Origin of the sequence: Mycobacterium sp. WUMAC-067, from assembly GCF_020217485.1 — a bacterium.
Lineage (GTDB): Bacteria > Actinomycetota > Actinomycetes > Mycobacteriales > Mycobacteriaceae > Mycobacterium.
On the sequence record NZ_JAEKMI010000015.1, the window covers coordinates 1 to 25,039 of the forward strand.

Genomic DNA, 25,039 nt, shown 5'->3' on the forward strand with positions numbered 1-25,039 from the left:
GTGGTGGTAGAAGTTGCGGATCACCGTCACCTGGCCGGCGCCGAGTTCGCCGCGGCGTTGGGCGGCTGCGGTCGCGGCCAGGACCGGCGGCAGGGGTTCACCGGTCAGGGCATGGCGTTGACCTAAATCGGCGGCCTCTTGGATGCGCCGAGAGGCTTCGTTGCGGCTGATCAGGGTGCGCTCGACCAGGGCGTGGGAGAGCCCGGCGCCCAGTTCCTGGGACGGGACTTGGCGGGCAAGGGAATTGAGCAGCGGATGCTCGATGACCGGAAGACGCCGGCGCAGCCGCTCACAGCGCTCCAACACCGCCAACTGCTGCTGGATCGTCAACGCATCGAGCACCAACCCGCACGCGCGGTCCACCTCGGCATCGAGCGCATCGAACACCGCATCGACCTCGGGCAAACCAGTGGAACTCACACCGCCAAACTAACGACACCCTCTGACAAAAACCCTCGCATTGTGACCACTGAAACCACAGTGACACAAGGGAATTCGCTATGCGTTTCCGATATCCGAAATCGTGTCGGGGGAAGGTGTTGGCCCGGGGCGACACCTCTGGAAAGCCCGGGCGCACAGCCTCAAGCGACAAAAGCCGCCGCCTCAGCCGCGCTCGAGCGAAAGAACCGCCTCAGTCGCGCTCGGGCGGACGCGTCGCGTACACCCACGACAAGAAGCGCGCCACGGCCTCCGCGGACCGATGCGCGCGCGGCGAACTGAAGATGTCGAAAGCGTGCTGGGCATGCGGCAATTCGGCGTAGGCGACCGGCGACTTCGACACCGCGCGCAGCTCCTCGACGAACTCCTGCGCCTCACCCACCGGGATCAGGGAATCGTCGTGGCCGTGCAGGACGAAGAAGGGTGGCGCGTCGGCGCGCAGCCGCCGGATCGGCGAGGCGTCGATGTAGATGTCGCGGTGGGTGCTGAATTTCCGCTTGACGACGAACTTTTGGAGCAACTCCACGAATTCGCGCCGGCCCTCGCCCTCGGTGGAAAACCAGTCGTAGCGCCCGTACACCGGGACGGCGGCGACCACCGACGTGTCGGCGTCCTCGAAGCCCGGCTGGAACGCCGGGTCGTTGGGTGTCAGCGCCGCCAGCGAACACAGATGGCCGCCGGCCGAACCGCCCGTGATCGCCACGAAATTCGGATCCCCGCCGTAGCGGGAGATGTTCTCCTTCACCCAGGCCAGCGCGCGCTTGACGTCGACGATGTGGTCGGGCCAGGTGTGCCGCGGCGACACCCGGTAGCCAATGGACACGCACACCCAACCGCGCGCGGCCAGGTGGCTCATCAGCGGATAGGCCTGGGGCCGGCGCATTCCGATCACCCATGCGCCGCCGGGCACCTGGACCAGCACCGGCGCCTTGCCGTCGCGCGGCAGATCGTGGCGGCGCCAGATGTCGGCGAGATTGGCGCGGCCGTGCGGTCCGTAGGACACCACGTTCGTCTTCTCGACGTAGCGGCGCCGCGCGACCGTATTGCCCAGCGGCAGGGTGCGACGCCCGCTGCGGGTGGGCTTGGTCTGCGGCAGCTTGTCGAGCGCCTCTTCGTAGTCGTCACCGAGTTGCTCGCGCAGCCCCGCCTCCAGCGCCGGGCCGGGGGTCGTCACGCCGCGGTACTTGATCACCGCCAGGATGGCCCAGGACGCCGCCGTCAGCGCCAGCGCCACTTTCCCGCGCCGTCCCGCGAAGTCGCCGCGGCGCCCGCGCCGCAGCACGTCCAAAAGCGAAGCGGAGAAGTACACGCCCGGCACCTCGGACGCCGGCCACCCGAACCAGAACACCAGCACCGTGCTGTAGCCCTTGCGGGCCAGCGGCCGTAATCCGTTGGCGGCGTTGGCCAATTCCAGCGCGGCGCGCGCCAGCGGCCTGGGCCTTCTGATCACCCGGATGAACCGCATCAGCCGCCGACCCGTGCTCTCAGCTCCGCCCGCAGGATCTTGCCGGTGCTGCTGCGGGGAAGTTCATCAAGGACCGCGATCTCGCGGGGCACCTTGTAGTTGGCGAGGTTGTCCCGCACGTGTTGCTTGAGGGCGTCGGGGGTGGCCTTCTCAGTAAGGTGGCCGCCCGGTTCCAGCACCACGAACGCCGCCAGCCGCTGCCCGTACTGCTCGTCGTCGACGCCGATCACCGCCGCCTCCGCCACGTCGGGGTGTGCGGCGAGCGCCTTCTCCACCTCGATCGGGTAGACGTTCTCACCGCCGGACACGATCATCTCGTCGTCGCGGCCGACGACGAACAGCCGGCCCGCGGAATCCAGATACCCGACGTCCCCCGACGACATGAATCCGGCGTGAAAGTCTTTCGTGCTGCCCGAGGTGTAGCCGTCGAACTGGGTGTTGTTGCGCACGTAGATGCTGCCGACTTCGCCGGCGGGCAGCTCGTTGAATTCCGGGTCCAGGATGCGGATTTCGGTTCCGCCCGCGGGCCGGCCCGCGGTGTCGGGCGCGGCGCGCAGGTCGGCCGGGGTGGCGGTGGCGATCATGCCGGCCTCGGTGGCGTTGTAGTTGTTGTAGATCACGTCGCCGAACGCGTCCATGAACGCGGTGACGACGTCGGGGCGCATCCGCGAGCCCGAGGCCGCGGCGAACCGTAGCGACCGGCCGCTGTAGCGGCGCCGAATCTCGGGCGGCAGGTCCATGATCCGGTCGAACATCACCGGCACCACCACCAGGCCGGTCGCCCGGTGCCGGTCGATCAAATCCAGCGTGGCCTCCGGGTCGAATTTGCGCCGGGTGATCACCGGGCAGGCGAACGACGCCGCGAGCAGCAGTTGGGAAAAGCCCCAGGCGTGAAACATCGGCGCCACGATCACGACGGGCTCCTCGGCCCGCCACGGCGTGCGGTCCAGGATCGCCTTCAGCGTGCCGATTCCCGCGTTGCCGCCAGATTGCTTGGCGCCCTTGGGGGTTCCGGTGGTGCCGGAGGTGAGCAGGATCATCTTGCCCTTGCGTCCGGTGCGCTTCGGTTGCGCCCCGCTGTGGACGGCGATCAGCTTCTCGATCGTCAGCTCATGCTCGGCATCGGTCCACGCCACGATGCGGGTCGCGCCGGGGGTGCCGGCCAGCGCGCGGTCCACCGTCTCGGTGAACTCTTCGTCGTAGATGACGGCGTCGACGCCCTCGCGGGTCACGACGTCGGCCAGTGCCGGCCCGGCGAACGACGTGTTGAGCAGCAGGATGTCCGAGCCGATCCGGTCGGCCGCCACCAACGCCTCGACGAACCCGCGGTGATTGCGGCACATGATCCCGATGACCCGGGGCTGGCCCGACGGCAACCCCTGCAGCGCCGCGGCGAGCGCGTTGCACCGCTCGTCGAGTTCCCGCCAGGTCAGGCTGCCCCGCTCATCGATCAGGCCGGGCCGGTCCGGGCAACGTTGGGCGGCGCTGGCGAATCCGGAGGTCATGCCCATGCCTTCGCGGCGCATGGCCGCGGCGATCCGCACGTAGCGATCCGGGCGCATGGGCGCGATCAGCCCGGCGCGGCGCATGGTTCCGATCAGACCAAGGGTCTCGCTGAAAGGATTCGGCATGATTCAGCCGAGAATCGGGAATCGGCGCTTGGCGGCGAGCTCGGTCAGGGCCTCCTGCATCACCGATCGCACATACTCGTCGACCTCGTCGACGTCGGGGTCCTCGCCGAACTCCTTGGCGATGTCGATCGGCTCCAGCACCCGGGTCACGATTTTCGTCGGCAGCGGCAGGTTGGGCGGGATGACGGCGCTCAAGCCGAAGGGGAAACCGAACGACAGCGGCAAAATGGCGCTGCGCAGCAACCGTTTGATGCCCAGTCGCTCGGCGAGCCAGGTGCCGCGGGTCAGGTAGAGCTGGGTCTCCTGCCCGCCGATCGACACCGCCGGCACGATCGGGACGCCGGCGTCGATCGCGGTGCGGATGTAGCCCTTGCGGCCGTTGAAGTCGATGACGTTCTCCGACAGGGTGGGCCGGTAGGCGTCGTAGTCGCCGCCCGGGAACACGATCACCACCCCGCCGGACCGCAGCGCGACGGCCGCGTTCTCCCGATTGGCCCGGATGTACCCGGTGCGGCGGAAGAAGTCCGCGGTGGGGCCGGTCATGAGGATGTCGTGACTCAACGTGTAGACCGGCCGGTCGTAGCCGAGCTTGTCGTAGAAGTGAGCGCTGAAGATCGGGACGTCCATGGGGAACATGCCCCCCGAGTGGTTGCCGACCACCAGCGCCCCGCCGGGCGGGAACGAATCCAGGCCGTGCACCTCGGACCGGAAGTAGGTCTTCAACACCGGGCGCATCACCGCCATCAGGCGCTGGGTCAAGACGGGGTCGAATTTGCCGATGTCCCCGCCATCGGCGTTGTCGCTGTCGGTCACGTTCCTCCCTTGACGCTCGCGCCGGGCCAGATCGCCGAGTCGAGTCCCTCGATGGTAGCGACCGGGGCGGCGCCGCTGTGATGGTGTTTCGGCATTTTCGCCCGCGTAAACCGTTTAGCCGGCTGCGGTGCCGATACATTCGATGGGCTAGCTGGTTTTCCGACAGGAACGAGGCCGCCCATGGGATTCATGTCACCGGAACTTCCGGACGTCGACCGCAGCACCTGGCACACCTTGCCCCGGGCGACCCGGCTGCAAGTCGTGACCCGGCACTGGGCGGAACACGGATTCGGAACGCCATACGCCGTGTATTTGCTGTACCTGCTCAAGATCGCGCTCTACATCGCCGCGCCCGCCGCGATCATCTCGTTCACCCCCGGCCTGGGCGGCCTGGGCCGCATCGGCGACTGGTGGACGCAACCCATCGTCTACCAGAAGGTCGTCATCTTCACGCTGCTGTTCGAGGTCACGGGCCTCGGCTGCGGATCCGGGCCGCTGACCGGGCGGTTCATGCCACCGATCGGAGGCATCCTTTATTGGTTGCGGCCCAACACGATTCGGCTACCGGCCTGGCCCGGCAAGGTTCCGTTCACCCGTGGGGATACCCGCACCGCCGTCGATGTCGCGCTGTACGCCCTCGTTCTGATCGGCGGGGTGTGGGCGCTGCTGTCGCCCGGTCACGGCGGGCCCGTCACCGCCGCGGGCGATGTCGGCCTGATCGACCCCGTCCTGGTCGCCCCGACGATCGTGGCGCTGGCCCTGTTGGGTTTACGTGACAAGACGGTGTTCTTGGCGGCCCGCGGTGAACACTATTGGCTGAAGCTGTTCGTGTTCTTCTTCCCGTTCACCGACCAGATCGCGGCCTTCAAGATCATCATGCTCTGCTTGTGGTGGGGCGCAGCGGTTTCCAAGCTCAACCACCATTTCCCCTACGTGGTGGCGGTGATGACGAGCAACAACGCGCTGCTGCGTCCCAAGCTGTTCACTCCGATCAAGCGCCTGCTCTACCTCGACCATGTCAACGACCTGCGACCGTCGCTGCTGCCCAAGCTGATGGCCCACGTCGGCGGCACCACAGCGGAATTCGTGGTTCCGACGGTCCTGGTCTTCTTCGCCGCCGATCATCCGTGGCGGTGGTTCCTGATCGGGTTCATGGTGCTGTTCCATCTCAACATCATTTCCAACCTCCCGATGGGAGTCCCCTTGGAATGGAACGTGTTCTTCATCTTCTCGCTGTTCTATCTGTTCGGGCACTATGGCGCGGTCCGGGCCACCGATCTTCGCTCGCCCGTGCTGCTCGCGCTCGTGATCCTCGCGGTGGTGGTGGTCATCGTGGGAAACATGTTCCCCGAAAAGATTTCGTTCCTTCCGGCAATGCGGTACTACGCCGGCAACTGGGCCACCAGCGTGTGGTGTTTCCGCGCGGGCGCCGAGGAGAAGATCGACGCCGACATCGTGAAGAGCTCCGCGCTCGTCGTCAATCAGCTGGCGAGGCTCTACGACCCGGACACCGCCGAACTCTTGGCAGACAAAATCGCCGCCTTCCGCGCGATGCACGTGCATGGCCGGGCGCTCAACGCGCTGCTGCCGCGCGCGATCGACGACGAAGCCGACTACAAGATCCGTGAGGGCGAAATAGTCGCCGGGCCGCTCGTCGGCTGGAACTTCGGCGAGGGCCACCTGCACAACGAGCAACTGGTGCAGGCCGTGCAACGGCGCTGCCACTTCGAGGACGGCGACGTCCGGGTCATCGTCCTGGAGGGCCAGCCCATCCACGCCCAACGGCAGTCGTATCGCATCCTCGACGCCAAGGCCGGCGTGATCGAGGAGGGCTACATCGACGTCAAGGACATGCTGACCCGCCAGCCCTGGCCCGAGCCCGGCGACGACTGTCCCGTCCACGTCGCCACACAGCGCACCAAATGACGACCGCGGTGGTGGTCGGCGCCGGGCCCAACGGCCTGGCCGCGGCGATCCATCTCGCCCGCCACGGTGTCGACGTACAGGTGCTGGAGGCCCGCGAGACCGTCGGCGGGGGAGCGCGCTCGGCCGAGCTGACGGTGCCCGGGGTGATCCACGACATCTGCTCGGCCTTTCACCCGCTGGGCATAGGTTCGCCGTTCTGGAAAGAGATCGACCTGCAGCGGTACGGGCTGGCCTGGAAGTGGCCGGAGGTCGACTGTGCGCATCCGCTCGACGACGGCACCGCCGGCGTCCTGTACCAATCCCTCGATCGGACGGTCACCGGCATGGGGCCGGACGCCAGTCGGTGGCGACGCGCCGTCGGGGGCCTGGCGTCCGGATTCGATCAGCTGGCCGAGGACCTGCTCCGCCCGGTGATCAACGTTCCACGCCACCCGGTCCGCCTCGCGGGCTTCGGGCCCCGCGCGCTGCTGCCGGCGACCGTCCTGGCCCGCTGGTTTCGCACCGAGCAGGCGCGGGCGCTGTTCGGTGGATCGGCCGCGCACATCTACACGCGGCTGGACCGCCCGCTCACCGCATCCCTCGGGCTGATGATCCTGGCCAGCGGGCACCGCTACGGGTGGCCGGTCGCCGAAGGCGGTTCCGGGTCGATCACCAAGGCGCTGGCCGCCGCCCTGGAAGCGCACGGCGGCGCCGTCACCACCGGAATCACCGTCGCAAGCCGCCGCGACATCCCGGACGCCGACATCGTCATGCTCGACCTGGGCCCCGCCGCGGCGCTGAACATCTACGGCGACGTGATGCCCGCCCGAATCAAGCGGTCCTATGCGCGCTACCGCCAGGGGTCCTCGGCGTTCAAGGTCGACTTCGCCATCGAAGGCCACGCCCCCTGGACCAACCCCGACTGCGGTCGCGCCGGCACCGTCCATCTGGGCGGCACGTTCGACGAGGTCGCCGACACCGAACGTCAACGCGCGCAAGGCACGATGGTGCGGCGGCCGTTCGTCCTCGTCGGACAGCAGTACCTGGCCGACCCGTCGCGCTCGGCGGGCGACATCAACCCGATCTGGGCGTATGCGCACGTGCCCTTCGGCTACACCGGCGACGCCACCGCGGCCGTCATCGACCAGATCGAGCGCTTCGCCCCGGGATTCCGCGACCGTGTCGTCAACACCGTCAGCAGGGGGACCGCCGATCTAGAGGCCTATAACCCCAATTTCATCGGCGGCGACATCATCGGCGGCGCCAACGACGGGCTCCAGGTCATCCTGCGCCCGCGCGTCTCGGTCAACCCGTATGCGACCGGTGTGCCGGGCGTCTACCTGTGCTCGCAGTCCACGCCGCCGGGCGCCGGCATCCACGGGCTGTGCGGCTATTACGCCGCCGAGGCGGCGCTGGGCCGGCTGCGCAAGCGTCGCAGCGATTGACGGCGTAGCCCCGTCGACGGGACGGGCGGTCATACCGCGCCGCCGCCGCGGTTATCGCGTGGTGCCGCCCAACGGCACGTCGGTTGTCCACGGCTTGCCTACGCCGCCGTCGGAATCCCAGATCGATTGCCGGGCCATTCCCTTGCGTCTGGCCCTGCGGCGCATGCCCGCACGGAGTACGTCCTGGACCCTCAAGGGGCCATTATGGATCAACGAGATCCCGGATTCTGTTGAGGGCGTTGCGCGCTCGTCAGCGGTGACGACGGAATGCGTGTCAGTGGTGTGCATCATGTTCGTGCATCTTTCTGTTCGTTGAAGGCAGTTGCTGTTTGGTTGGGTCCTGAACCGCGTGCCGGGCCACCTCGAACGGTGTGCGCTAGTCCGGATGGCGGATGGTCGCGCGCTTGAGCCGGCGATTGTTCATCGGATCGTGTGTCGACTTCTGGTGTTCGAGCTGCCGGCTCAATTCGCGCTTTGCATCGCACAGAGCACGGGTGATGTCCGGGTTTTCCGCGACTGCTACGAGCAGTGGATGGCCGGGAAGGGTTGTGCGCAACGTGATGCGCTGTTCCTTGCCGCCGCGGTCCTGCAGGGTGACTTCGATGTCCACATCTTTCGGATGCCATCTGCCTAGCTGCGCCTCGAGCGTGGACAACGTCTGTGTGACGTGGAGACGCTCCTTCGCGAGAAAGCCTGCGCCCACGTGGATCACGTTCTCGCGGAAAGTGTTTCGCTTTGCGTGGTCAGAGTTCCTCATGGTGGCCTCATTCCGGGTGTCAAGTTCCGAGGGTCTTGATCTGAGTTGGTCGACGCGTGGCCAGACGAATGTCATGCTGGCCGGCGACCGAAACAGCCAGGCCCAGAGCGGTCACAATGCCGATCGTGAGCACCAAAGTGCGGTGTGCTGCGGCGAACTCGTGAACGCCGATGACCAGTTTCCGGACTAGAACTCCAGTAAACGCCCCGTCAGACCGGTTGTCAACGCTGTGGGCCTACGGCGTGGGACTGTCCTCCGAGGAAGTGGGCTATGCCGGCATTTCGTGCCGCGAGGCCGCGGTCGCGCCGGCCTGCTTCGCCCCCGGCGAATTGCGTTGTGGCAGTGCCATTCATGGCGGGTTCCGGCTCGCTGGAGCGGGATAAGACTGCGCCCTGGCCGGACTTTTCGTCGGCGGCGATTTTCAGTTCACCGACCACGTCTTCGATGCAGGTCGCGATCGATGCGACGTCATCGACGTTATCGGGACACGCGACGATGCCGACAGCCAGGGTGGAGCTGTAGGACACCGCGGTGATGTTGAGATTTGAGCCCTCAAACAGCGGGGCCAGGGCGTGAATTCCCAGGACATGAGCTCCGGCGCAATAGATTTCGTCGCGAGGGCCCGGAACGTTGGAAGCGATGACATGAGCCACTGGCGAGTGGAATCGCGACAGTTGCAGACCGGTGTACACACCCATCACCAAGCCGATGACGACCGGTGGAACGAGATCGATGACATCGGCGAGATTGACGGGCCGCACTGCCCGTCGCCCGTCCTTGATCCTGGATGTCGCATCGTGAATGTTGGCCAACTGCTGTGCCGGGTCGGCCAGATCCACCGGCAATTTGACGACAACAGGCGACCAACTATTGGACGCGTCGCCGTCGACACCGCGGGTCGAGATCGGCATCATGGTGCGCAGCGGATGACTGGGCACCGTGTCGTGGCTTGCCAACCATCGGCGCAGCGCCGATGTCGTTGCGGTGAGGAAAACATCGTTAACAGTGACGTCGAACGCGGCGGTGATGGCGCGCACATCGTCCATGGCCACCGCGGCGAACGCAACGCTACGTCGCGCGGTGAGTGGGGCGTTCAGCAGCGTGCGCGGCGAACTGTCGTCCTCCTCGGAATCCGAACCGTCGGACCGTTGCGGTCCGGCGCCCGGGAGGAGTTGGCGTACCGATCTCAGCGCGGTTCCTATCGTCGACTTCACCGCGACGGGACCCAGCCTGACGGCGATCCGAATGCCCACAGCGGTGTTGGCGGCGACCTCGTCGACCACGTCCCACACCCTGGTGGCCGCACCGGGCATCGTGGCCTCGGCCCGCTCTGGTGCCACCGCGAATTCAGCGGCGGCATCGACGGTCATCAGTTCGGGCAACATCGACGTCACTGCGCCCACACCGTCGGTAATGGCGTGGGAGAACTTGATCAACACCACCAATCTGCCGTCGGCGAGACCCTGCACGACCCAGGCGTCCCACAGCGGGCGGTCGCGGTTCAAAGGCTGCCCATGCAACTCGCCGATAAGGGTGGTCAACTCCCGCATGGTGCCGGGTTGGGCCAGCCGCACACAATGCAGATGGCTTTGGACATCGAATGCGGGGTCCTCGATCCATGACGGCTGGCCCAACCCGAAGGGCCTGGTGAGCAGACGCTGCCGGAAGCCCGGCATCGTCGCAGTGCGCTGAGCCAGCAGCTTGCAAATCGCGTCGGCGGTCACTGCGCCGTTCGCCTCGGGGTCGCAAAACAACACGGCCGTGACGTGGGTGGGCATCACTGATGTTTCGCCGTGCAGCGTGACACCGTCCAGGCCGGTCAATCGTTTCATCATGCTGCTCCGTCCGTATATCCGAGAGTCAGCTCAAAGCTTGGCTCGCGGCTTTTCGCGCCGCGCTCAGCAGCGACGGCCAAAGCGCCCGGCCGCAGGGTGATTCGTGATACCCGGAACCGTCTGCCAATTCGTGCGGGCGGCACTTCGGTCAGGGCGAAATGAACGCGCACCAACGGCAATCCGTGCGGTCGCCGCTGTGTTGAAGCCCAGCCGGGCCGTCGCTCAGCGCACCTTTTCGGGGATTGAGTTCAACGCAGCCAGGACATGCACGGCGAGTTTGACCGCCGCATCATTGTTCACCTTGGAGTGCGCGCTAATGGTGTCCGTGACCAGTTGGAGACGAATCTCGTAGGGAGTGCGAAACGTTGTGAGCGCTGCCATCGAATGTCCTTTGTAGTCGAGCATGTTCGCTCGCAACCGAGCTGCTCGATATCGATCAGCGTACGCCGATTCGCGGTCGCCGCGTGCGCGACGAGCGTGCGGATCTTGGGCCCGCCGATTTTGAAAGAGCAGGATCTTCGGATGGGCTACTTCCTCGCGCGTTTGCGGGCCGAGCGCCTTGGCGCCGGCACGGTGGCGGCCAGACCGATGAACAACACATCCAGAGCGCGGTCGAGTTCGGCCGCACCGTCGTAGTAGCCGAGCGCTGGGGCCAGCGCGCGCACCTGAGGGAACTCGGTGATCGCCAGTCGGTGCAACCCGAGGCGCAGCACATCATCGGACTCCTCGGGCCGCTCGACGACCTCCTGCAGCTCGGTGAGGATGTGGCCATAGAGATAGCCGAAGAGCACCCGGTAAATATGTAGCGCGTCGACCCCGCTGAAGCCCACCGAAGTGAGCAGCGCGACGACGTCCTCCAGTGGCCGTAGCATGCCCGGGGGTCGCTGCCCCAGCGGCGTGGCTAATGGCCGAGTCACCAATAACGGCACCACATTCGGGTGCTCGAGGGTCAGTCGGCGGAAGTCATGTGCCACCGCGCGCAGCTGTCCTGCCCAGTCCGGGTCTGCGGTGTCCACCCGCAATTTGCCCAGCACGATCTCGGCGATGCCGTCGAGCAGCGCCGCCTTGTTCGGCACATGCCGATAAATCACCGTCGGGTCGCGACCCACCGCCTCACTCAGGCGCCGCATCGACAATCCATCCACACCGTCGCGATCGACCAATCGCAACGCGCACCGCAAAACCACCGACCGGCTGACCAGGCCGCGTTCTGGGCGGCGGGCGGCGGACGCGTCCAGTCCATCGCCGGCAGCTGTCGTTTGCTCCGGCAAACCAGCGGAACTCGCCATCGTGGGCGTCCCTTTCCTCCATGTGTTCTACGCGTTTTGCGGCGCCCATCCTAACGCCGCTGGCCAACATTGTTGACACCCAGCGTGGGGACGAGTGCGGGGGTCTGCAAGGGCTTCCACCCGGAATTGCAGGCTCGTCACGGCGCGCCCGCCCGGGCCGAAGCCCGGCTGGACCCGCAACCGCTCGGGTGATGTTGCGCACAGGTTGTGGCGTCTACCGACGGCCATCCTGCAAAGGCGATGGTCCACACTCTTACCGGCGCGCCAACCGAGTGTGTCGCTGATCTAGGCTGACCAGAGGCAGTGTCCGCGGACATGCAAAAGACATCGATGAAGACGGCTCAGGAAACACAGAGGAGAGACAAGTGACGGTCCGAGTAGGTATCAACGGCTTCGGTCGAATCGGGCGGAACTTCTACCGGGCCTTGCTGGCTCAACAGGAGCAGGGCGCCGCTGATATCGAGGTGGTCGCGGTCAACGACCTCACCGACAACGCCAGCCTGGCGCACCTGCTGAAGTTCGACTCCATCCTGGGCCGCCTGCCGCACGACGTCACCCTCGAGGGTGACGACACCATCGTCGTCGGCAACGCCAAGATCAAGGCGCTGGAGGTCAAGGAAGGCCCGGCGGCGCTGCCCTGGGGCGACCTGGGCGTCGACGTCGTCGTCGAGTCCACCGGCATCTTCACCAACGCCGCCAAGGCCAAGGGCCACCTGGACGCCGGCGCCAAGAAGGTGATCATCTCCGCGCCGGCCACCGACGAGGACATCACCATCGTGCTCGGCGTCAACGACGACAAGTACGACGGCAGCCAGAACATCATCTCCAACGCGTCGTGCACCACGAACTGCCTGGGGCCGCTGGCCAAGGTGCTCAACGACGAGTTCGGCATCGTCAAGGGCCTGATGACCACCATCCACGCCTACACCCAGGACCAGAACCTGCAGGACGGCCCGCACAAGGACCTGCGCCGCGCCCGCGCCGCCGCCCTGAACATCGTGCCGACCTCCACCGGCGCGGCCAAGGCCATCGGCCTGGTGCTGCCCGAACTGAAGGGCAAGCTCGACGGCTACGCGCTGCGGGTGCCGATCCCCACCGGGTCGGTCACCGACCTGACCGCCGAGCTGAAGAAGTCCGCCACCGCCGACGAGATCAACGCCGCGATGAAGGCCGCCGCCGAGGGGCCGATGAAGGGCATCCTCAAGTACTACGACGCGCCGATCGTCTCCAGCGACATCGTCACCGACCCGCACAGCTCGATCTTCGACTCCGGTCTGACCAAGGTGATCGACGACCAGGCCAAGGTGGTGTCCTGGTACGACAACGAATGGGGCTACTCCAACCGCCTGGTGGACCTGGTCGCCCTGGTCGGCAAGTCGCTGTAACCCGTGGCCGTCCACACTCTCAAAGACCTTCTCGGCGAGGGGGTTTCGGGTCGCGGCGTGCTGGTTCGCTCGGACCTGAACGTGCCGCTCGATGGCGGCAAGATCACCGACCCCGGGCGCATCACCGCCTCGGTGCCGACGCTGAAGGCGCTCGTCGAGGCGGGCGCCAAGGTGGTGGTCACCGCGCACCTCGGGCGCCCCAAGGACGGGCCGGACCCGAAGCTGTCGCTGGCGCCGGTCGCCGCGGCGCTGTCCGAGCAACTCGGCCGGCACGTGCAGCTGGCCGGTGATGTCGTCGGCACCGACGCGCTGGCCCGCGCCGAGGGGCTGACCGACGGTGACGTCCTGCTGCTGGAGAACATCCGCTTCGACCCCCGCGAAACCAGCAAGGACGACGCCGAGCGGCTCGCCCTCGCCCGGCAGCTCGCCGAATTGGTCGGGCCCACAGGCGCTTTCGTCTCCGACGGCTTCGGCGTGGTGCACCGCAAGCAGGCCTCCGTGTACGACATCGCCACCCTGCTGCCGCACTACGCCGGCACGCTGGTGGCCGAGGAGATCGAGGTGCTGGAGCAGCTGACCAGCTCCACCAAACGTCCTTACGCGGTGGTCCTCGGCGGGTCGAAGGTGTCCGACAAGCTCGGTGTCATCGAGTCGCTGGCCACCAAGGCCGACAGCATCGTCATCGGCGGCGGCATGTGTTTCACTTTCCTGGCCGCGCAAGGCTTTTCGGTCGGCAAGTCGCTGCTGGAGACCGAGATGGTGGACACCTGCCGCCGGCTGCTGGACACCTACGTCGACGTGCTGCGGCTGCCGGTGGACATCGTGGTGGCCGACAAGTTCGCCGCCGACGCGACACCGCAGACCGTCGCCGCCGACGCCATCCCCGACGACCTGATGGGCCTGGACATCGGTCCGGGATCGGTCAAACGGTTCACCACGTTGCTGTCCAACGCCGAGACCGTCTTCTGGAACGGGCCGATGGGCGTGTTCGAGTTCCCCGCGTTCGCCGCGGGCACCAAGGGCGTCGCCGAGGCGATCGCCGCGGCGACCCGCAAGGGCGCCTTCAGCGTGGTCGGCGGCGGGGACTCCGCGGCCGCCGTGCGCGCGCTGGGCATCCCGGAACGCGACTTCTCGCACATCTCCACCGGCGGGGGAGCGTCGCTGGAATACCTTGAGGGCAAGACGCTTCCGGGTATCGAGGTGTTGAGCCGACCCCAGCCCGACCACAACTAGGGAGGCCCAGAGTCGTGAGCCGCAAGCCACTGATCGCCGGCAACTGGAAGATGAACCTCAACCACTTCGAGGCGATCGCGCTGGTGCAAAAGATCGCGTTCGCGCTGCCGGACAAGTACTACGACAAAGTCGACGTGACGGTGCTGCCGCCGTTCACCGACCTGCGCAGCGTGCAGACCCTGGTCGACGGCGACAAGCTCCGGCTGACCTACGGCGGGCAGGACCTGTCCCAGCACGACGCGGGCGCCTACACCGGCGAGGTCAGCGGCGCCTTCCTGGCCAAGCTGGGTTGCACGTTCGTCGTCGTCGGGCACTCCGAGCGCAGGACGTACCACCACGAGGACGACGCGGTCGTGGCCGCCAAGACCGCGGCCGCGCTCAAGCACGAACTGACCCCGATCGTCTGCATCGGCGAGCACCTTGATGTCCGCGAGGCCGGAAACCACGTCATTCACTGCGAGGAGCAGCTGCGCGGGTCGCTGGCCGGGCTCTCCGCCGAACAGATCGGCAAGGTCGTCATCGCCTACGAGCCGGTGTGGGCGATCGGCACCGGGCGGGTGGCCAGCGCCGCCGACGCCCAGGAGGTGTGCGCGGCGATCCGCAAGGAGTTGGCGTCCCTCGCCTCGCCGAAGGTCGCCGAGGCCGTGCGGGTGCTCTACGGCGGCTCGGTCAACGCCAAGAACATCGGCGAGCTCATCGCCCGCGACGACATCGACGGCGGTCTGGTCGGCGGGGCGTCGCTGGACGGCGAGCAATTCGCGACGCTGGCGGCCATCGCCGCCGGTGGGCCCCTGCCGTGATGCGGCGTCGGCACCGGTAGGCTGGCCGTCATGCAGTTGGCTTTGCAGATCACGCTGGTCGTCACCAGCATCCTGGTGGTGCTGCTGGTGCTGCTGCACCGCGCCAAAGGTGGCGGCCTGTCCACGCTGTTCGGTGGTGGCGTCCAGTCCAGCCTGTCCGGGTCCACCGTGGTGGAAAAAAACCTGGACCGCCTGACGCTGTTCATCACCGGCATCTGGCTGGTGTGCATCGTCGGCATGGCGTTGCTGATCAAGTATCACTGACCGCGCCCCGCCACAACGCCGAGTGTGAAATCTACGACGCGACCCGCCGGCGATGCGTCGTGAATTTCACTTTCGCCGCGAACGAGCACCGCGTCGATACTGGGACGCATGGCTGACGCCTCCGAAGTCTCCGACAGCACGCTCGAACCCATCGGCGCCGTCCAGCGCACCCTGGTGGGGCGCGAGGCGACCGAGCCGATGCGGGCCGACATCCGGCTGCTGGGCGCCATCCTGGGCGACACCGTGCGCGAGCAGAACGGGAACGAGGTCTTCGAGCTCGTCGAACGCGCCCGGGTGGAATCGTTCCGGGTGCGGCGCTCCGAGATCGACCGGGCGCAGATGTCCCAGATGTTCGATGGCATCGACATCCACCAGGCCGTCCCGGTCATCCGCGCGTTCAGCCACTTCGCGCTGCTGGCCAACGTCGCCGAAGACATCCACCGCGAGCGCCGCCGCGCGGTCCACGTCGCCGCCGGCGAACCGCCCCAGGACAGCACCCTGGCCGCCACCTACGCCAAACTCGATGAGGCACAACTCGATTCGGCCACGGTTGCCGACGCGCTGAAGGGCGCCGTGGTCGCCCCGGTGATCACCGCCCACCCCACCGAGACCCGCCGGCGCACCGTCTTCGTCACTCAGCACCGGATCACCGAGCTGATGCGGCTGCACGCCGAGGGGCACGCCGACACCGACGAGGGTCGCAACATCGAACTCGAGTTGCGCCGCCAGGTCCTCACGCTGTGGCAGACCGCGCTGATCCGGTTGTCCCGGCTGCAGATCACCGACGAGATCGAGGTGGGTCTGCGCTACTACGCCGCCGCGTTCTTCAAGGTGATCCCGCAGGTCAACGCCGAGGTCCGCAACGCCCTGCGGGACCGCTGGCCCGACGCCGACCTGCTGGACGAGCCGATCCTGCAGCCCGGGTCCTGGATCGGCGGGGACCGCGACGGCAACCCGAACGTGACGGCCGATGTGGTGCGCCAGGCCACCGGCAGCGCCGCGTTCACCGCGCTGGCGCACTACCTGGCCGAGCTGACCGCGCTGGAACAGGATCTGTCGATGTCGGCGCGCCTGGTCTCGGTCACCCCCGCGCTGGCCGAACTGGCCGAGGGCTGCGGCGAGAAAGCCCGCGCCGACGAACCGTACCGGCGGGCGGTGCGGGTGATCCGCGGCCGGCTCAGCGCGACGAGCGCCGCCATCCTGGACCGCACGCCGCAGCAGGTGCTGGATCTGGGGCTGCCGCCGTATGAAACCCCGGCCCAACTGGGGGCCGATCTCGACACGATCGACGAGTCGCTGCGCGGCCACGGCAGCGCGCTGCTGGCCGACGATCGCCTGGCGCTGCTACGAGAAGGCGTGCGGGTCTTCGGGTTTCACCTGTGCGGCCTGGACATGCGGCAAAACTCCGACACGCACGAAGAGGTGGTCTGCGAGCTGCTGGCGTGGGCCGGCGTGCACCCGGACTACCGTTCGCTGCCCGAAGACGAGCGCGTCGAGCTGTTGGCGGCCGAGCTGGGCACCCGCCGCCCGCTGGTCGGGGACGACGCGCAGCTGTCCGACCTGGCCCGCGCCGAGCTCGGAGTGGTGCGCGCGGCCGCGCACGCCATCAAGCGCTACGGACCGTCCGCCGTCCCCAATTACGTGATCTCCATGTGCCGTTCGGTCTCCGATGTCCTCGAGGCCGCGATCCTGCTCAAAGAGGCGGGGCTGATCGATGCGTCCGGGGATGCGCCGTACTGCCCGGTGGGCATTTCCCCGCTGTTCGAGACCATCGACGATCTGCACAACGGCGCGGCGATCCTGCACGCGATGCTGGAACTTCCGATCTACCGGGCGCTGGTGGCCGCCCGCGACGACAGCCAGGAAGTGATGCTCGGGTATTCGGACTCCAACAAGGACGGCGGATATCTGGCGTCCAGCTGGGCGGTGTACCGGGCCGAGCTGGCGCTGGTGGAAGTGGCGCGCAAAACCGGAATCCGGTTGCGGCTCTTCCACGGTCGCGGCGGCACCGTCGGCCGCGGCGGCGGGCCGAGCTACGAGGCGATCCTGGCGCAGCCGCCCGGCGCGGTGAACGGCTCGCTGCGCCTGACGGAGCAGGGCGAGGTGATCGCCGCCAAATACGCCGAACCGCAAGTGGCGCAACGCAACCTGGAAAGCCTGCTGGCCGCCACGCTGGAGTCCACGCTGCTGGACGTCGAGGGCCTGGGCGACGCCGCGGAACCGGCGTACGCGGTGCTCGACGAGGTGGCCGTGCTGGCCCAGCGCGCCTATGCCGAATTGGTGCACGACACACCGGGTTTCGTCGACTACTTCATGGCCTCCACACCGGTCAGCGAGATCGGCTCGCTGAATATCGGAAGCCGGCCGACGTCCCGCAAACCCACCGAGTCGATCTCGGACCTGCGCGCCATCCCGTGGGTGCTGGCGTGGAGTCAGTCGCGGGTCATGCTGCCCGGCTGGTACGGCACCGGGTCGGCATTCGAGCAGTGGATCGCCGCGGGGCCGCAGAGCGAGTCCGAGCGGGTGGGCATCCTGCACGACCTGTACCAGCGGTGGCCGTTTTTCCGCAGCGTGCTGTCCAATCTGGCTCAGGTGCTGGCCAAGAGCGACCTCGGCCTGGCGGCTCGCTACGCCGAACTGGTCGACGACGAGGAGTTACGGCGCCGGGTTTTCGACAAGATCGTCGACGAGCACCGGCGCACCATCGCCATGCACAAGCTCATCACCGGGCAGGACAACCTGCTCGCCGACAACCCCGCGCTGGCGCGGTCGGTATTCAACCGCTTTCCGTATCTCGAGCCGCTCAACCATCTCCAGGTGGAGTTGCTGCGCCGCTACCGTTCCGGCGACGACGACGAACTGGTGCAGCGCGGGATTCTGCTGACGATGAACGGGCTGGCCAGCGCGCTGCGTAACAGCGGCTGACGACGCGCGCACTTTCCGCGCTGACCACCGGTGTTGCGGCCCGCGGTGTCGGCCTCGTTATGGTTGAGTCGTGGCTTGCCTGCGCGGGCCGCGCACGCAGGGACGACTATCCAACGGGGGAGGTTGGCATTTGAAATCCATCACATTCGGCAAGACGGGGCTTGAAGTTTCCCGGTTGGCCTTTGGTACCTGGGCGTTCAGCAGCGACTGGGGCCAAGCCGACGAGGACGCCGCGATCACCATGATCCATCGCGCGCGTGACCTGGGGATCAACTTTTTCGATACCGCCCAGCAATACGGGTTCGGGGAATCCGAGCGCATCCTCGGCAAGGCCCTGCGCGCCGATTTCGCGCGGGCCCGCGACGAGCTGGTGATCGCCACCAAAGGCGGGTTGCGCAAAACCGAAACCGGACTGGTCCGCGACGCCAGCCGCGAGTACCTGCGCAGTGGTGTCGAGTCCAGCCTCCGCGCGCTGGGTGTGGATTACATCGATCTCTACCTCGTGCACTGGCCGGATCCCACGACTCCAGCGGCCGAGACGGGTGAAGCGCTCGCAGAACTGGTGTCGGAGGGCAAGATTCGGCACGTCGGTGTGTCGAACTATGACACGACCCAGATAGAGGAACTCTCGGCCACGCTTCCGGTGGAAGCGGTGCAGCCGCCGTACCACCTGTTCCGCCGGGACATCGAGGGCGACCTGCTGCCCTACTGCCACGCCCACGACATCGGGGTGATGGTGTACGGACCGTTGGCGCACGGCCTGCTCACGGGAACCATGAAGCCCGACACCAGCTTTGCCGACGGCGACTGGCGCGGCAAGAGTCCCATCTTCACCGGCGAGGATTATCTGCGCAACCTGAAAGTCGTTGATGACCTGAGCCATTTGGCCATCGATCTCGGCGTCACGACGAGCCAGTTGGCCATCGCCTGGACGCTCGCGCAACCCGGCGTGCACACCGCCATCATGGGCGCGCAACACGTCACCTACCTGCAGGACAGCGCCGGTGCGGCCGACGTCACGCTGACCGACGCGGACCTGGCCGCGATCGAGGACATCATGAAGTCGGCGACGCCGGTCGGCGGCCCGGCCCCCGAGATGCACGAGAAAAAGGCGAGCTGACCGGGGGAGGGCTCAGCCTTTCACCAGCTCGCCGACGTGCGCGGTGACCGAATCGGCCAAAGCTTGCAAGTCATAACCGCCTTCGAGCACCGCCACCAGCCGGCCGTCGCACAGCGCCTCCGCCGACTTCATCAATTCCCTGGTGACCCAGGCGAAGTCGTCGGTCGTCATCGTCAGTGAGCCGAGCGGATCGCGCTCGTGTGCGTCGAACCCGGCGGACACGATGATCAGTTCGGGCGAAAAGGCGTGCAGCGCGGGCAGTATCCGGTCGGCAAAGGCGGCGCGCAGTTCGGCGCCGCCGTCGCCGGGCGCCAGCGGCGCGTTGAAGATGTTGCCGACCCCGGTTTCCCCCGCCGCACCGGTGCCGGGAAACAGCGGCATCTGATGCGTCGACGCGTAGAGCACGCTCGGGTCGTTGTAAAAGATCTGTTGCGTCCCGTTGCCGTGATGGACGTCGAAATCGACGATGGCGACCCGCATCAGCCCGTGTTTGCGCTGCGCGTGGCGCGCGCCGATGCTGATGTTGTTGAACAGGCAGAAGCCCATGGCGCGCTCGGTTTCGGCGTGATGGCCCGGGGGCCGGCACGCGACGAACGCGTTTTGCACGTCGCCGCCCACCACCTGGTCCACCGCCCGTAGCGTGGCGCCCACCCCGCGCAACGCCGTCTCCCACGTCGAGGGCTCCATCATGGTGTCGCCGCCGTCGAGATAGACGTAGCCGTGCTCGGGACGCGCCGCCTCCAGCGCGTCCACGTAGCGGTTGGAGTGCACGCAGCGCGTGGCCCCCGGATCGGCCGGCTCGGCCGTCTCGCGCACCAGCGCGTCGAACTGGGGCCGGCGCAGCGCCGCTTCCACCGCGCGGTAGCGGTCCGGCCGCTCCGGATGCCCGGGGGCGGTCCGATGGGCGGCGAAGGCGGAATGGTGCAGCAGCAACGTGGCCATCAGGGGTCCCGACGGCCCGCCTATTGGGCGGTCCGGTTGCGCAGCCTGTCCATCAGACCGCGCACCGCGTGCTCGGTGATCGACAGCGGCGACATCATGGTCTCGCCCACCTTCACCATCTCGTCGATCCGCGCGACGATGGCTTCCACGGGTTCGACCAGCACGATCAACCGCTTGGCCAAGTCGTCCAGGCTCGCCATGGTGCCGTCCAGGTGGTCCAGGCCGGCTTCCAGGCGTTCCACCGTGGCGTTCAGCGCTGACAGGGAACTGCTGAGCTCTTTCATGGTGTTGCTCAAACCGTCGAGGACGTCTTCGACCTGCTCCACCGTCTTGTCCGCGTTCAACGCGGCCTGGGTGAGCGTCTTGATCCGGCTTCGCTCTTGCCCCCCGCGCACGGTTCTGTCTGCCATGACCGCCATTATGACCCGGACGGGCCCGCTGGGAACCCCGCGGCAGGAATCGCGTCAGGCCACGCCGGACGGGTCCGACGGCAGCTTGGACGCGGCGTCCTCGTCGAGCAGCCACAGCGTGGTGTCCAGCCCGATCGCCCCGGCGGCCGGCACCGAGACCGGTGCGGCGCCACCGATGGCCGCCGCCGCGGCGTCGGCCTTGCCCGCGCCCGACACCATCAGCCAGACTTCGCGGGAACGCGCAATGGCGGGCAGCGTCAAGGTGATTCGTTGCGGCGGCGGCTTGGGGGAGTCGTCGACCGATACCACCATGCGGGTGGTCTCGAGCACGGCCGGGGTGTCCGGGAACAGCGAGTTGATGTGGCCCTCGGGCCCCATGCCCAGCAGGTGCACATCGAAGTTCGGCACCGGCTGACCGGGCGCGGCGTTGGCAGCCAGCAGTTGCTCGTAGGCCAGGGCCGCCGCGGCGAGATCGCCGCCGAATTCGCCGTCGCTGGCCGGCATCGGGTGCACCTGGCTGGACGGAATGTCCACATGGTCGAGCAACGCGGCCCGCGCCTGCTTGTCGTTGCGCTCGTCGTCGTCTTCGGGGACGTAGCGTTCGTCGCCCCAGAACAAGTGCACCTTCGACCACTCGATGGGTCGGTCCACGAGCGACTGCAACAGCCCGATGCCGTTGCCCCCGCCGGTCAGCACGACGAGCGCGCGCCCCCGGGCCGCGACGGCGTTCGCGATGGTGTCGGTCAGTCGCGTGGCCGCCGCGGCGACCAGGGCCTGGCTGTCCGGGAAGATTTCGATGCTGGTGCTCACACGTATTGCACTTTCTCAATGCCTTCCAGCGCGGTTTGGTAAATCTCGTCGGGATCCAGGCGACGCAGGTCTTCGGCGAGGCACTCGCCGGTTTCCCTGCGCGCCAACGGAAGCAGGGCGTCCGGCCGCGACGTCCGGCTCAGCGTGGCCGTCCTGCCTTCTTGGGGGCGGCTCAACACGATGGTCTCGCTGCTGCGCGTCAATTCGATTTTGAGGTCGCCGACCGCCCGGCGTACCGGGCCGTCGATCCGGCTGGCCAGCCACCCCGCCAGGACGTCGAGGGCCGGTTCGGTGGCCAAACCGGACACCAACGCCGACTCGATCGGTTCGTGCGGCGTCAAGTCGACGGCCGAGGTGAGCAGCGCCCGCCAATAGGTGATGCGGGCCCAGGCGAGATCGGTGTCACCCGCGGTGTACCCGGGCAGTCGGCTCTTGATCGCCGCCAGCGGGTCGGCCCCGTTGGTCGCGTCGGTGATGCGCCGAATCGCCAACCGGCCCAACGGATCCTGTGCGGGGACCGCCGGCGCGACGTCGGGCCACCAGGCCACCACCGGAATGTCGGGGAGCAGGAACGGGGTGACGACGCTGGCGGCGTGGCCGGACAGCGTACCCGAGAGCCGCAGCACCACGACCTCGCTGGCGCCGGTATCGCCGCCGGCGCGCAGCTGTGCGTCCAAGCGGGGCTTGTCCGCGTACGGATTTCCCCTCATCGTGACGATGATCCGGCTGGGGTGTTCGTGGCTGGCGTCGTTGGCCGCCTGCAGCGACTCCTCGAGGATCTCCTCGCTGTCCGGCGCGATGATCAGCGTCAGGACCCGGCCCATCGCGACGGCGCCGACCCTCTCGCGGAGTTCGTCGAGTTTCTTGTTGACGGCGGTGGTGGTGGTGTCTTCCATATCGATTATCACGGGCGCCGCCATTCCCGGCCCGTGCGGTGCAGCATCTCGAACGCGGAGTCCGGGCCCCAGGTGCCCGCCTCGTACGGCTCGGGCTTGCCGCCGGCCGCCCAGTTATCCAGCACGGGATCGAGTATCTGCCAAGCCAATTCGACCTCTTCATTGACCGGAAACAGCGACGGCTCGCCCAGCAGCACGTCAAGGATCAGCTGTTCGTAGGCCTCCGGCGATTCCTCGGCGAACGCCGAGCCGTAGGAGAAGTCCATGTTGACGTCGCGCACCTCCATCGCGGTGCCCGGCACCTTGGAGCCGAACCGCAGCGTGACGCCCTCGTCGGGCTGCACACGGATCACCATGGCGTTGGTACCCAGCTCGTCGGTCATGGTCGCGTCGAACGGCAAGTGCGGTGCGCGCTTGAAGATCAGGGCGATCTCGGTCACCCTGCGGCCCAACCGTTTTCCGGTTCGCAGGTAGAAGGGCACGCCCGCCCAGCGGCGGGTGTCCACCTCGAGCGTGATGGCGGCGAACGTCTCGGTGGTCGAGTCCTTGGCGAACCCTTCTTCGTCGAGCAGCCCGACCACCTTCTCGCCGCCCTGCCAGCCCGCGGCGTACTGGCCGCGGCTGGTGGTCTCGTCGAGCGGCTCGGCGAGCTGCGTCGCCGAGAGCACCTTGATCTTCTCGGCCTGCAACGCCCTGGGGCTGAAGCTGACCGGCTCTTCCATGGCGGTCAGCGCCAGCAGCTGCATCAGATGGTTCTGGATGACGTCGCGCGCGGCGCCGATACCGTCGTAATATCCGGCGCGGCCGCCCAGGCCGATGTCCTCGGCCATGGTGATCTGCACGTGGTCGACGTAGTGCGCGTTCCAGATCGGGTCGAACAGCTGGTTGGCGAACCGCAGCGCCAGGATGTTGCGGACCGTCTCCTTGCCCAGGTAGTGGTCGATCCGGAACACCGACTCCTCGGGGAAGACGGCGTTGACGGACTGGTTCAGCGCCTGCGCGCTCTCCAGGTCGTGGCCGAACGGCTTCTCGATGACCACCCGGCTCCACCGCTCGCCCTGCGGGCGGGCCAGGCCGGACCTGTGCAGCTGATCGCACACGACCGGGAAGGACTTCGGCGGGATGGCCAGATAGAAGGCGTGATTGCCGCCCGTGCCCCGCTCGGCGTCCAGCTTGTCCAGGGTCTCGGCGAGCCGGCCGAACGCCTCATCGTCGTCGAAAGCACCTGGCACGAAACGGAACCCCGCGGCCAGCCGCTCCCAGTTCTCCTCCCGGAAGGGAGTGCGGCAGTGTTCCTTGACGGCCTCGTACACCACCTTGCCGAAATCCTGCGTGCTCCAATCCCGGCGGGCGAAGCCCACCAGCGAGAAGCTGGGCGGCAGCAGCCCGCGGTTGGCCAGGTCGTAAATGGCGGGCATGACCTTCTTGCGCGCCAAATCGCCGGTGACACCGAAAATGACCATCCCGCACGGCCCCGCGATGCGCGGCAGCCGCTTGTCGCGCTTGTCCCGTAACGGGTTATGCCATTGTTGCGCGGTGCGGGCTGGGCTCATTTGGAGGCGGAACCCAGCTGCTTCTGCGTTTCCTCCAGCAGCTCGGTCCACGAATCCACGAACTTCTCCACGCCCTCGTCCTCCAACACCCTGAAGACGTCGGTCAAGTCGATGCCGATCTGGTCCAGCTTGTCGAACACCGCCTGGGCATCCCCGGCGGTGCCGGTGACCGTGTCGCCCTTGATGTCGCCGTGGTCGGCGACCGCGTCAATCGTCTTCTCCGGCATGGTGTTCACCGTGTTGGGCGCCACCAGCTCGGTGACATAGAGGGTGTCGGAGTAGTCGGGGTTCTTGACTCCGGTCGACGCCCAGAGCGGGCGCTGCACCCGGGCCCCGTCGGCCTTGAGCGCCTGGTAACGCTCGCCGCCCTCGAACACCTCCTGGTAGGCCGCGTAGGCCAGGCGGGCGTTGGCCACCCCGGCCTTGCCGAGCAGCGCCTTGGCATCGTCGGACCCGATCTTTTCCAGCCGCTTGTCGACCTCGGTGTCCACCCGGGACACGAAAAACGATGCGACGGAATGGATCTTGGACAGATCATGTCCCGCCTCGCGCGCCTTCTCCAGGCCGGCCAGGTAGGCGTCCATCACCTGGCGGTGCCGCTCGACGGAGAAGATCAACGTGACGTTGACCGAAATGCCTTCCGCCAGAACGGCGGTGATCGCCGGAATGCCGGCCTTGGTCGCCGGAATCTTGATGAACAGGTTCGGCCGGTCGACGATCTTCCACAGCTCGACGGCCTGCGCGGTGGTCTTCTCGGTCTCGGCGGCCAGCCGCGGGTCGACCTCGATGGACACCCGTCCGTCGACGCCGTCGGAGGCCTCCCACTCCCGCTTGAGCACGTCGCACGCGTTGCGGACGTCGTCGGTGGTGACGGTGCGGATGGTGGCATCGACGTCGGCGCCGCGCTCGGCCAGTTCGGCGATCTGGCCTTCGTAGGAATCGCCCTCCGCCAACGCCTTCTGGAAGATCGACGGGTTGGTGGTCACGCCGACGACGCTCTTGGTGTCGATCAGCTCCTGCAGGTTGCCCGACTCCAGTCGCTGACGCGACAGGTCGTCGAGCCAGACGGATACGCCGGCGGCGGACAGCGCCGCCAGATTCGGGTTCTGAGCGGTCATGTGAA

The 25,039-nt window shown here is 67.4% G+C and carries 22 protein-coding genes; 8 read left to right on the forward strand and 14 right to left on the reverse strand.

What is annotated here, in order from left to right; genetic code table 11:
• The 4 genes from JF781_RS12820 to JF781_RS12835 all read right to left on the reverse strand — a co-directional run.
• A partial coding sequence (locus JF781_RS12820) for a DUF222 domain-containing protein (RefSeq protein WP_225341172.1) occupies window positions 1-420 on the reverse strand: 420 nt, incomplete at its 3' end.
• 211 nt (window positions 421-631) lie between these two features.
• Window positions 632-1,903, reverse strand: a complete 1,272-nt coding sequence (locus JF781_RS12825) for an alpha/beta hydrolase (protein WP_225328603.1) — start codon at window positions 1,901-1,903, stop codon at window positions 632-634.
• Window positions 1,903-3,534, reverse strand: coding sequence for an acyl-CoA ligase FadD12 (gene fadD12 / locus JF781_RS12830; protein WP_225328604.1), 1,632 nt, complete (start codon window positions 3,532-3,534; stop codon window positions 1,903-1,905). Before fadD12 ends, JF781_RS12825 begins: the two co-directional genes overlap by 1 nt.
• Window positions 3,535-3,537: 3 nt before the next feature.
• On the reverse strand, window positions 3,538-4,347 hold the full coding sequence (locus JF781_RS12835; protein WP_374109697.1) for a lysophospholipid acyltransferase family protein: 810 nt from the start codon (window positions 4,345-4,347) through the stop codon (window positions 3,538-3,540).
• Window positions 4,348-4,527: 180 nt separating this feature from the next.
• On the opposite strand from JF781_RS12835, the gene JF781_RS12840 reads away from it, so the two are divergent.
• Window positions 4,528-6,273, forward strand: coding sequence for a DUF3556 domain-containing protein (locus JF781_RS12840; protein WP_225328605.1), 1,746 nt, complete (start codon window positions 4,528-4,530; stop codon window positions 6,271-6,273).
• On the forward strand, window positions 6,270-7,697 hold the full coding sequence (locus JF781_RS12845) for an NAD(P)/FAD-dependent oxidoreductase (RefSeq protein WP_225328606.1): 1,428 nt from the start codon (window positions 6,270-6,272) through the stop codon (window positions 7,695-7,697). The genes JF781_RS12840 and JF781_RS12845 overlap by 4 nt, the downstream gene beginning before the upstream one ends.
• 376 nt (window positions 7,698-8,073) lie before the next feature.
• Here JF781_RS12845 and JF781_RS12850 read toward each other — a convergent pair whose 3' ends face one another.
• The 4 genes from JF781_RS12850 to JF781_RS12865 form a co-directional block, all read right to left on the reverse strand.
• A complete protein-coding gene (locus JF781_RS12850; RefSeq protein ID WP_225328607.1) occupies window positions 8,074-8,454 on the reverse strand; it encodes a hypothetical protein in 381 nt (126 codons plus the stop codon).
• 221 nt (window positions 8,455-8,675) lie between these two features.
• Window positions 8,676-10,289: a wax ester/triacylglycerol synthase family O-acyltransferase gene (locus JF781_RS12855; RefSeq protein WP_225328608.1), complete on the reverse strand. Its 1,614-nt coding sequence runs from the start codon at window positions 10,287-10,289 to the stop codon at window positions 8,676-8,678.
• Window positions 10,290-10,511: 222 nt separating this feature from the next.
• A complete protein-coding gene (locus tag JF781_RS12860; RefSeq protein ID WP_225328609.1) occupies window positions 10,512-10,694 on the reverse strand; it encodes a DUF6307 family protein in 183 nt (60 codons plus the stop codon).
• A gap of 122 nt (window positions 10,695-10,816) precedes the next feature.
• The gene (locus tag JF781_RS12865) at window positions 10,817-11,578 is read right to left on the reverse strand and encodes a TetR/AcrR family transcriptional regulator C-terminal domain-containing protein (RefSeq protein ID WP_225328610.1); all 762 of its coding nucleotides are present in this window, start codon (window positions 11,576-11,578) and stop codon (window positions 10,817-10,819) included.
• A 365-nt stretch (window positions 11,579-11,943) separates the two neighbouring features.
• Between JF781_RS12865 and gap the strand changes: the two genes are divergently transcribed.
• The 6 genes from gap (at window position 11,944) to JF781_RS12895 (ending at window position 19,305) form a co-directional block, all read left to right on the forward strand.
• The gene (gene gap / locus JF781_RS12870) at window positions 11,944-12,963 is read left to right on the forward strand and encodes a type I glyceraldehyde-3-phosphate dehydrogenase (protein ID WP_225328611.1); all 1,020 of its coding nucleotides are present in this window, start codon (window positions 11,944-11,946) and stop codon (window positions 12,961-12,963) included.
• 3 nt (window positions 12,964-12,966) lie between these two features.
• Window positions 12,967-14,196 carry a phosphoglycerate kinase gene (pgk, locus tag JF781_RS12875; RefSeq protein WP_225328612.1) on the forward strand — a complete coding sequence of 410 codons (1,230 nt, stop codon included), beginning with the start codon at window positions 12,967-12,969 and terminating at the stop codon, window positions 14,194-14,196.
• Between the two features lie 14 nt (window positions 14,197-14,210).
• Window positions 14,211-14,996, forward strand: coding sequence for a triose-phosphate isomerase (gene tpiA / locus JF781_RS12880; protein WP_225328613.1), 786 nt, complete (start codon window positions 14,211-14,213; stop codon window positions 14,994-14,996).
• 30 nt (window positions 14,997-15,026) lie between these two features.
• Window positions 15,027-15,260, forward strand: a complete 234-nt coding sequence (secG, locus tag JF781_RS12885; RefSeq protein ID WP_225328614.1) for a preprotein translocase subunit SecG — start codon at window positions 15,027-15,029, stop codon at window positions 15,258-15,260.
• 108 nt (window positions 15,261-15,368) lie between these two features.
• A complete protein-coding gene (gene ppc, locus JF781_RS12890; protein ID WP_225328615.1) occupies window positions 15,369-18,185 on the forward strand; it encodes a phosphoenolpyruvate carboxylase in 2,817 nt (938 codons plus the stop codon).
• 130 nt (window positions 18,186-18,315) lie between these two features.
• Window positions 18,316-19,305 carry an aldo/keto reductase gene (locus JF781_RS12895; protein WP_225328616.1) on the forward strand — a complete coding sequence of 330 codons (990 nt, stop codon included), beginning with the start codon at window positions 18,316-18,318 and terminating at the stop codon, window positions 19,303-19,305.
• 12 nt (window positions 19,306-19,317) lie between these two features.
• On the opposite strand, the gene JF781_RS12900 is transcribed toward JF781_RS12895, so the two are convergent.
• The 6 genes from JF781_RS12900 to tal are packed head-to-tail and all read right to left on the reverse strand — an operon-like array spanning window position 19,318 to window position 25,034.
• Window positions 19,318-20,247 carry a histone deacetylase family protein gene (locus JF781_RS12900; RefSeq protein WP_225328617.1) on the reverse strand — a complete coding sequence of 310 codons (930 nt, stop codon included), beginning with the start codon at window positions 20,245-20,247 and terminating at the stop codon, window positions 19,318-19,320.
• A gap of 20 nt (window positions 20,248-20,267) precedes the next feature.
• Window positions 20,268-20,666, reverse strand: coding sequence for an ATPase (locus JF781_RS12905; protein WP_225328618.1), 399 nt, complete (start codon window positions 20,664-20,666; stop codon window positions 20,268-20,270).
• A 45-nt stretch (window positions 20,667-20,711) separates the two neighbouring features.
• Complete coding sequence (pgl, locus tag JF781_RS12910) at window positions 20,712-21,467, reverse strand: 6-phosphogluconolactonase (protein ID WP_225328619.1); 756 nt, start codon at window positions 21,465-21,467, stop codon at window positions 20,712-20,714.
• Window positions 21,464-22,375 (reverse strand): glucose-6-phosphate dehydrogenase assembly protein OpcA, encoded by a 912-nt coding sequence (opcA, locus tag JF781_RS12915; RefSeq protein WP_225328620.1) that lies wholly within the window; start codon window positions 22,373-22,375, stop codon window positions 21,464-21,466. Before opcA ends, pgl begins: the two co-directional genes overlap by 4 nt.
• Complete coding sequence (gene zwf, locus JF781_RS12920) at window positions 22,372-23,916, reverse strand: glucose-6-phosphate dehydrogenase (protein ID WP_225328621.1); 1,545 nt, start codon at window positions 23,914-23,916, stop codon at window positions 22,372-22,374. Before zwf ends, opcA begins: the two co-directional genes overlap by 4 nt.
• Window positions 23,913-25,034, reverse strand: coding sequence for a transaldolase (tal, locus tag JF781_RS12925; RefSeq protein ID WP_225328622.1), 1,122 nt, complete (start codon window positions 25,032-25,034; stop codon window positions 23,913-23,915). The genes zwf and tal overlap by 4 nt, the downstream gene beginning before the upstream one ends.
• Window positions 25,035-25,039 lie beyond the last annotated feature (5 nt).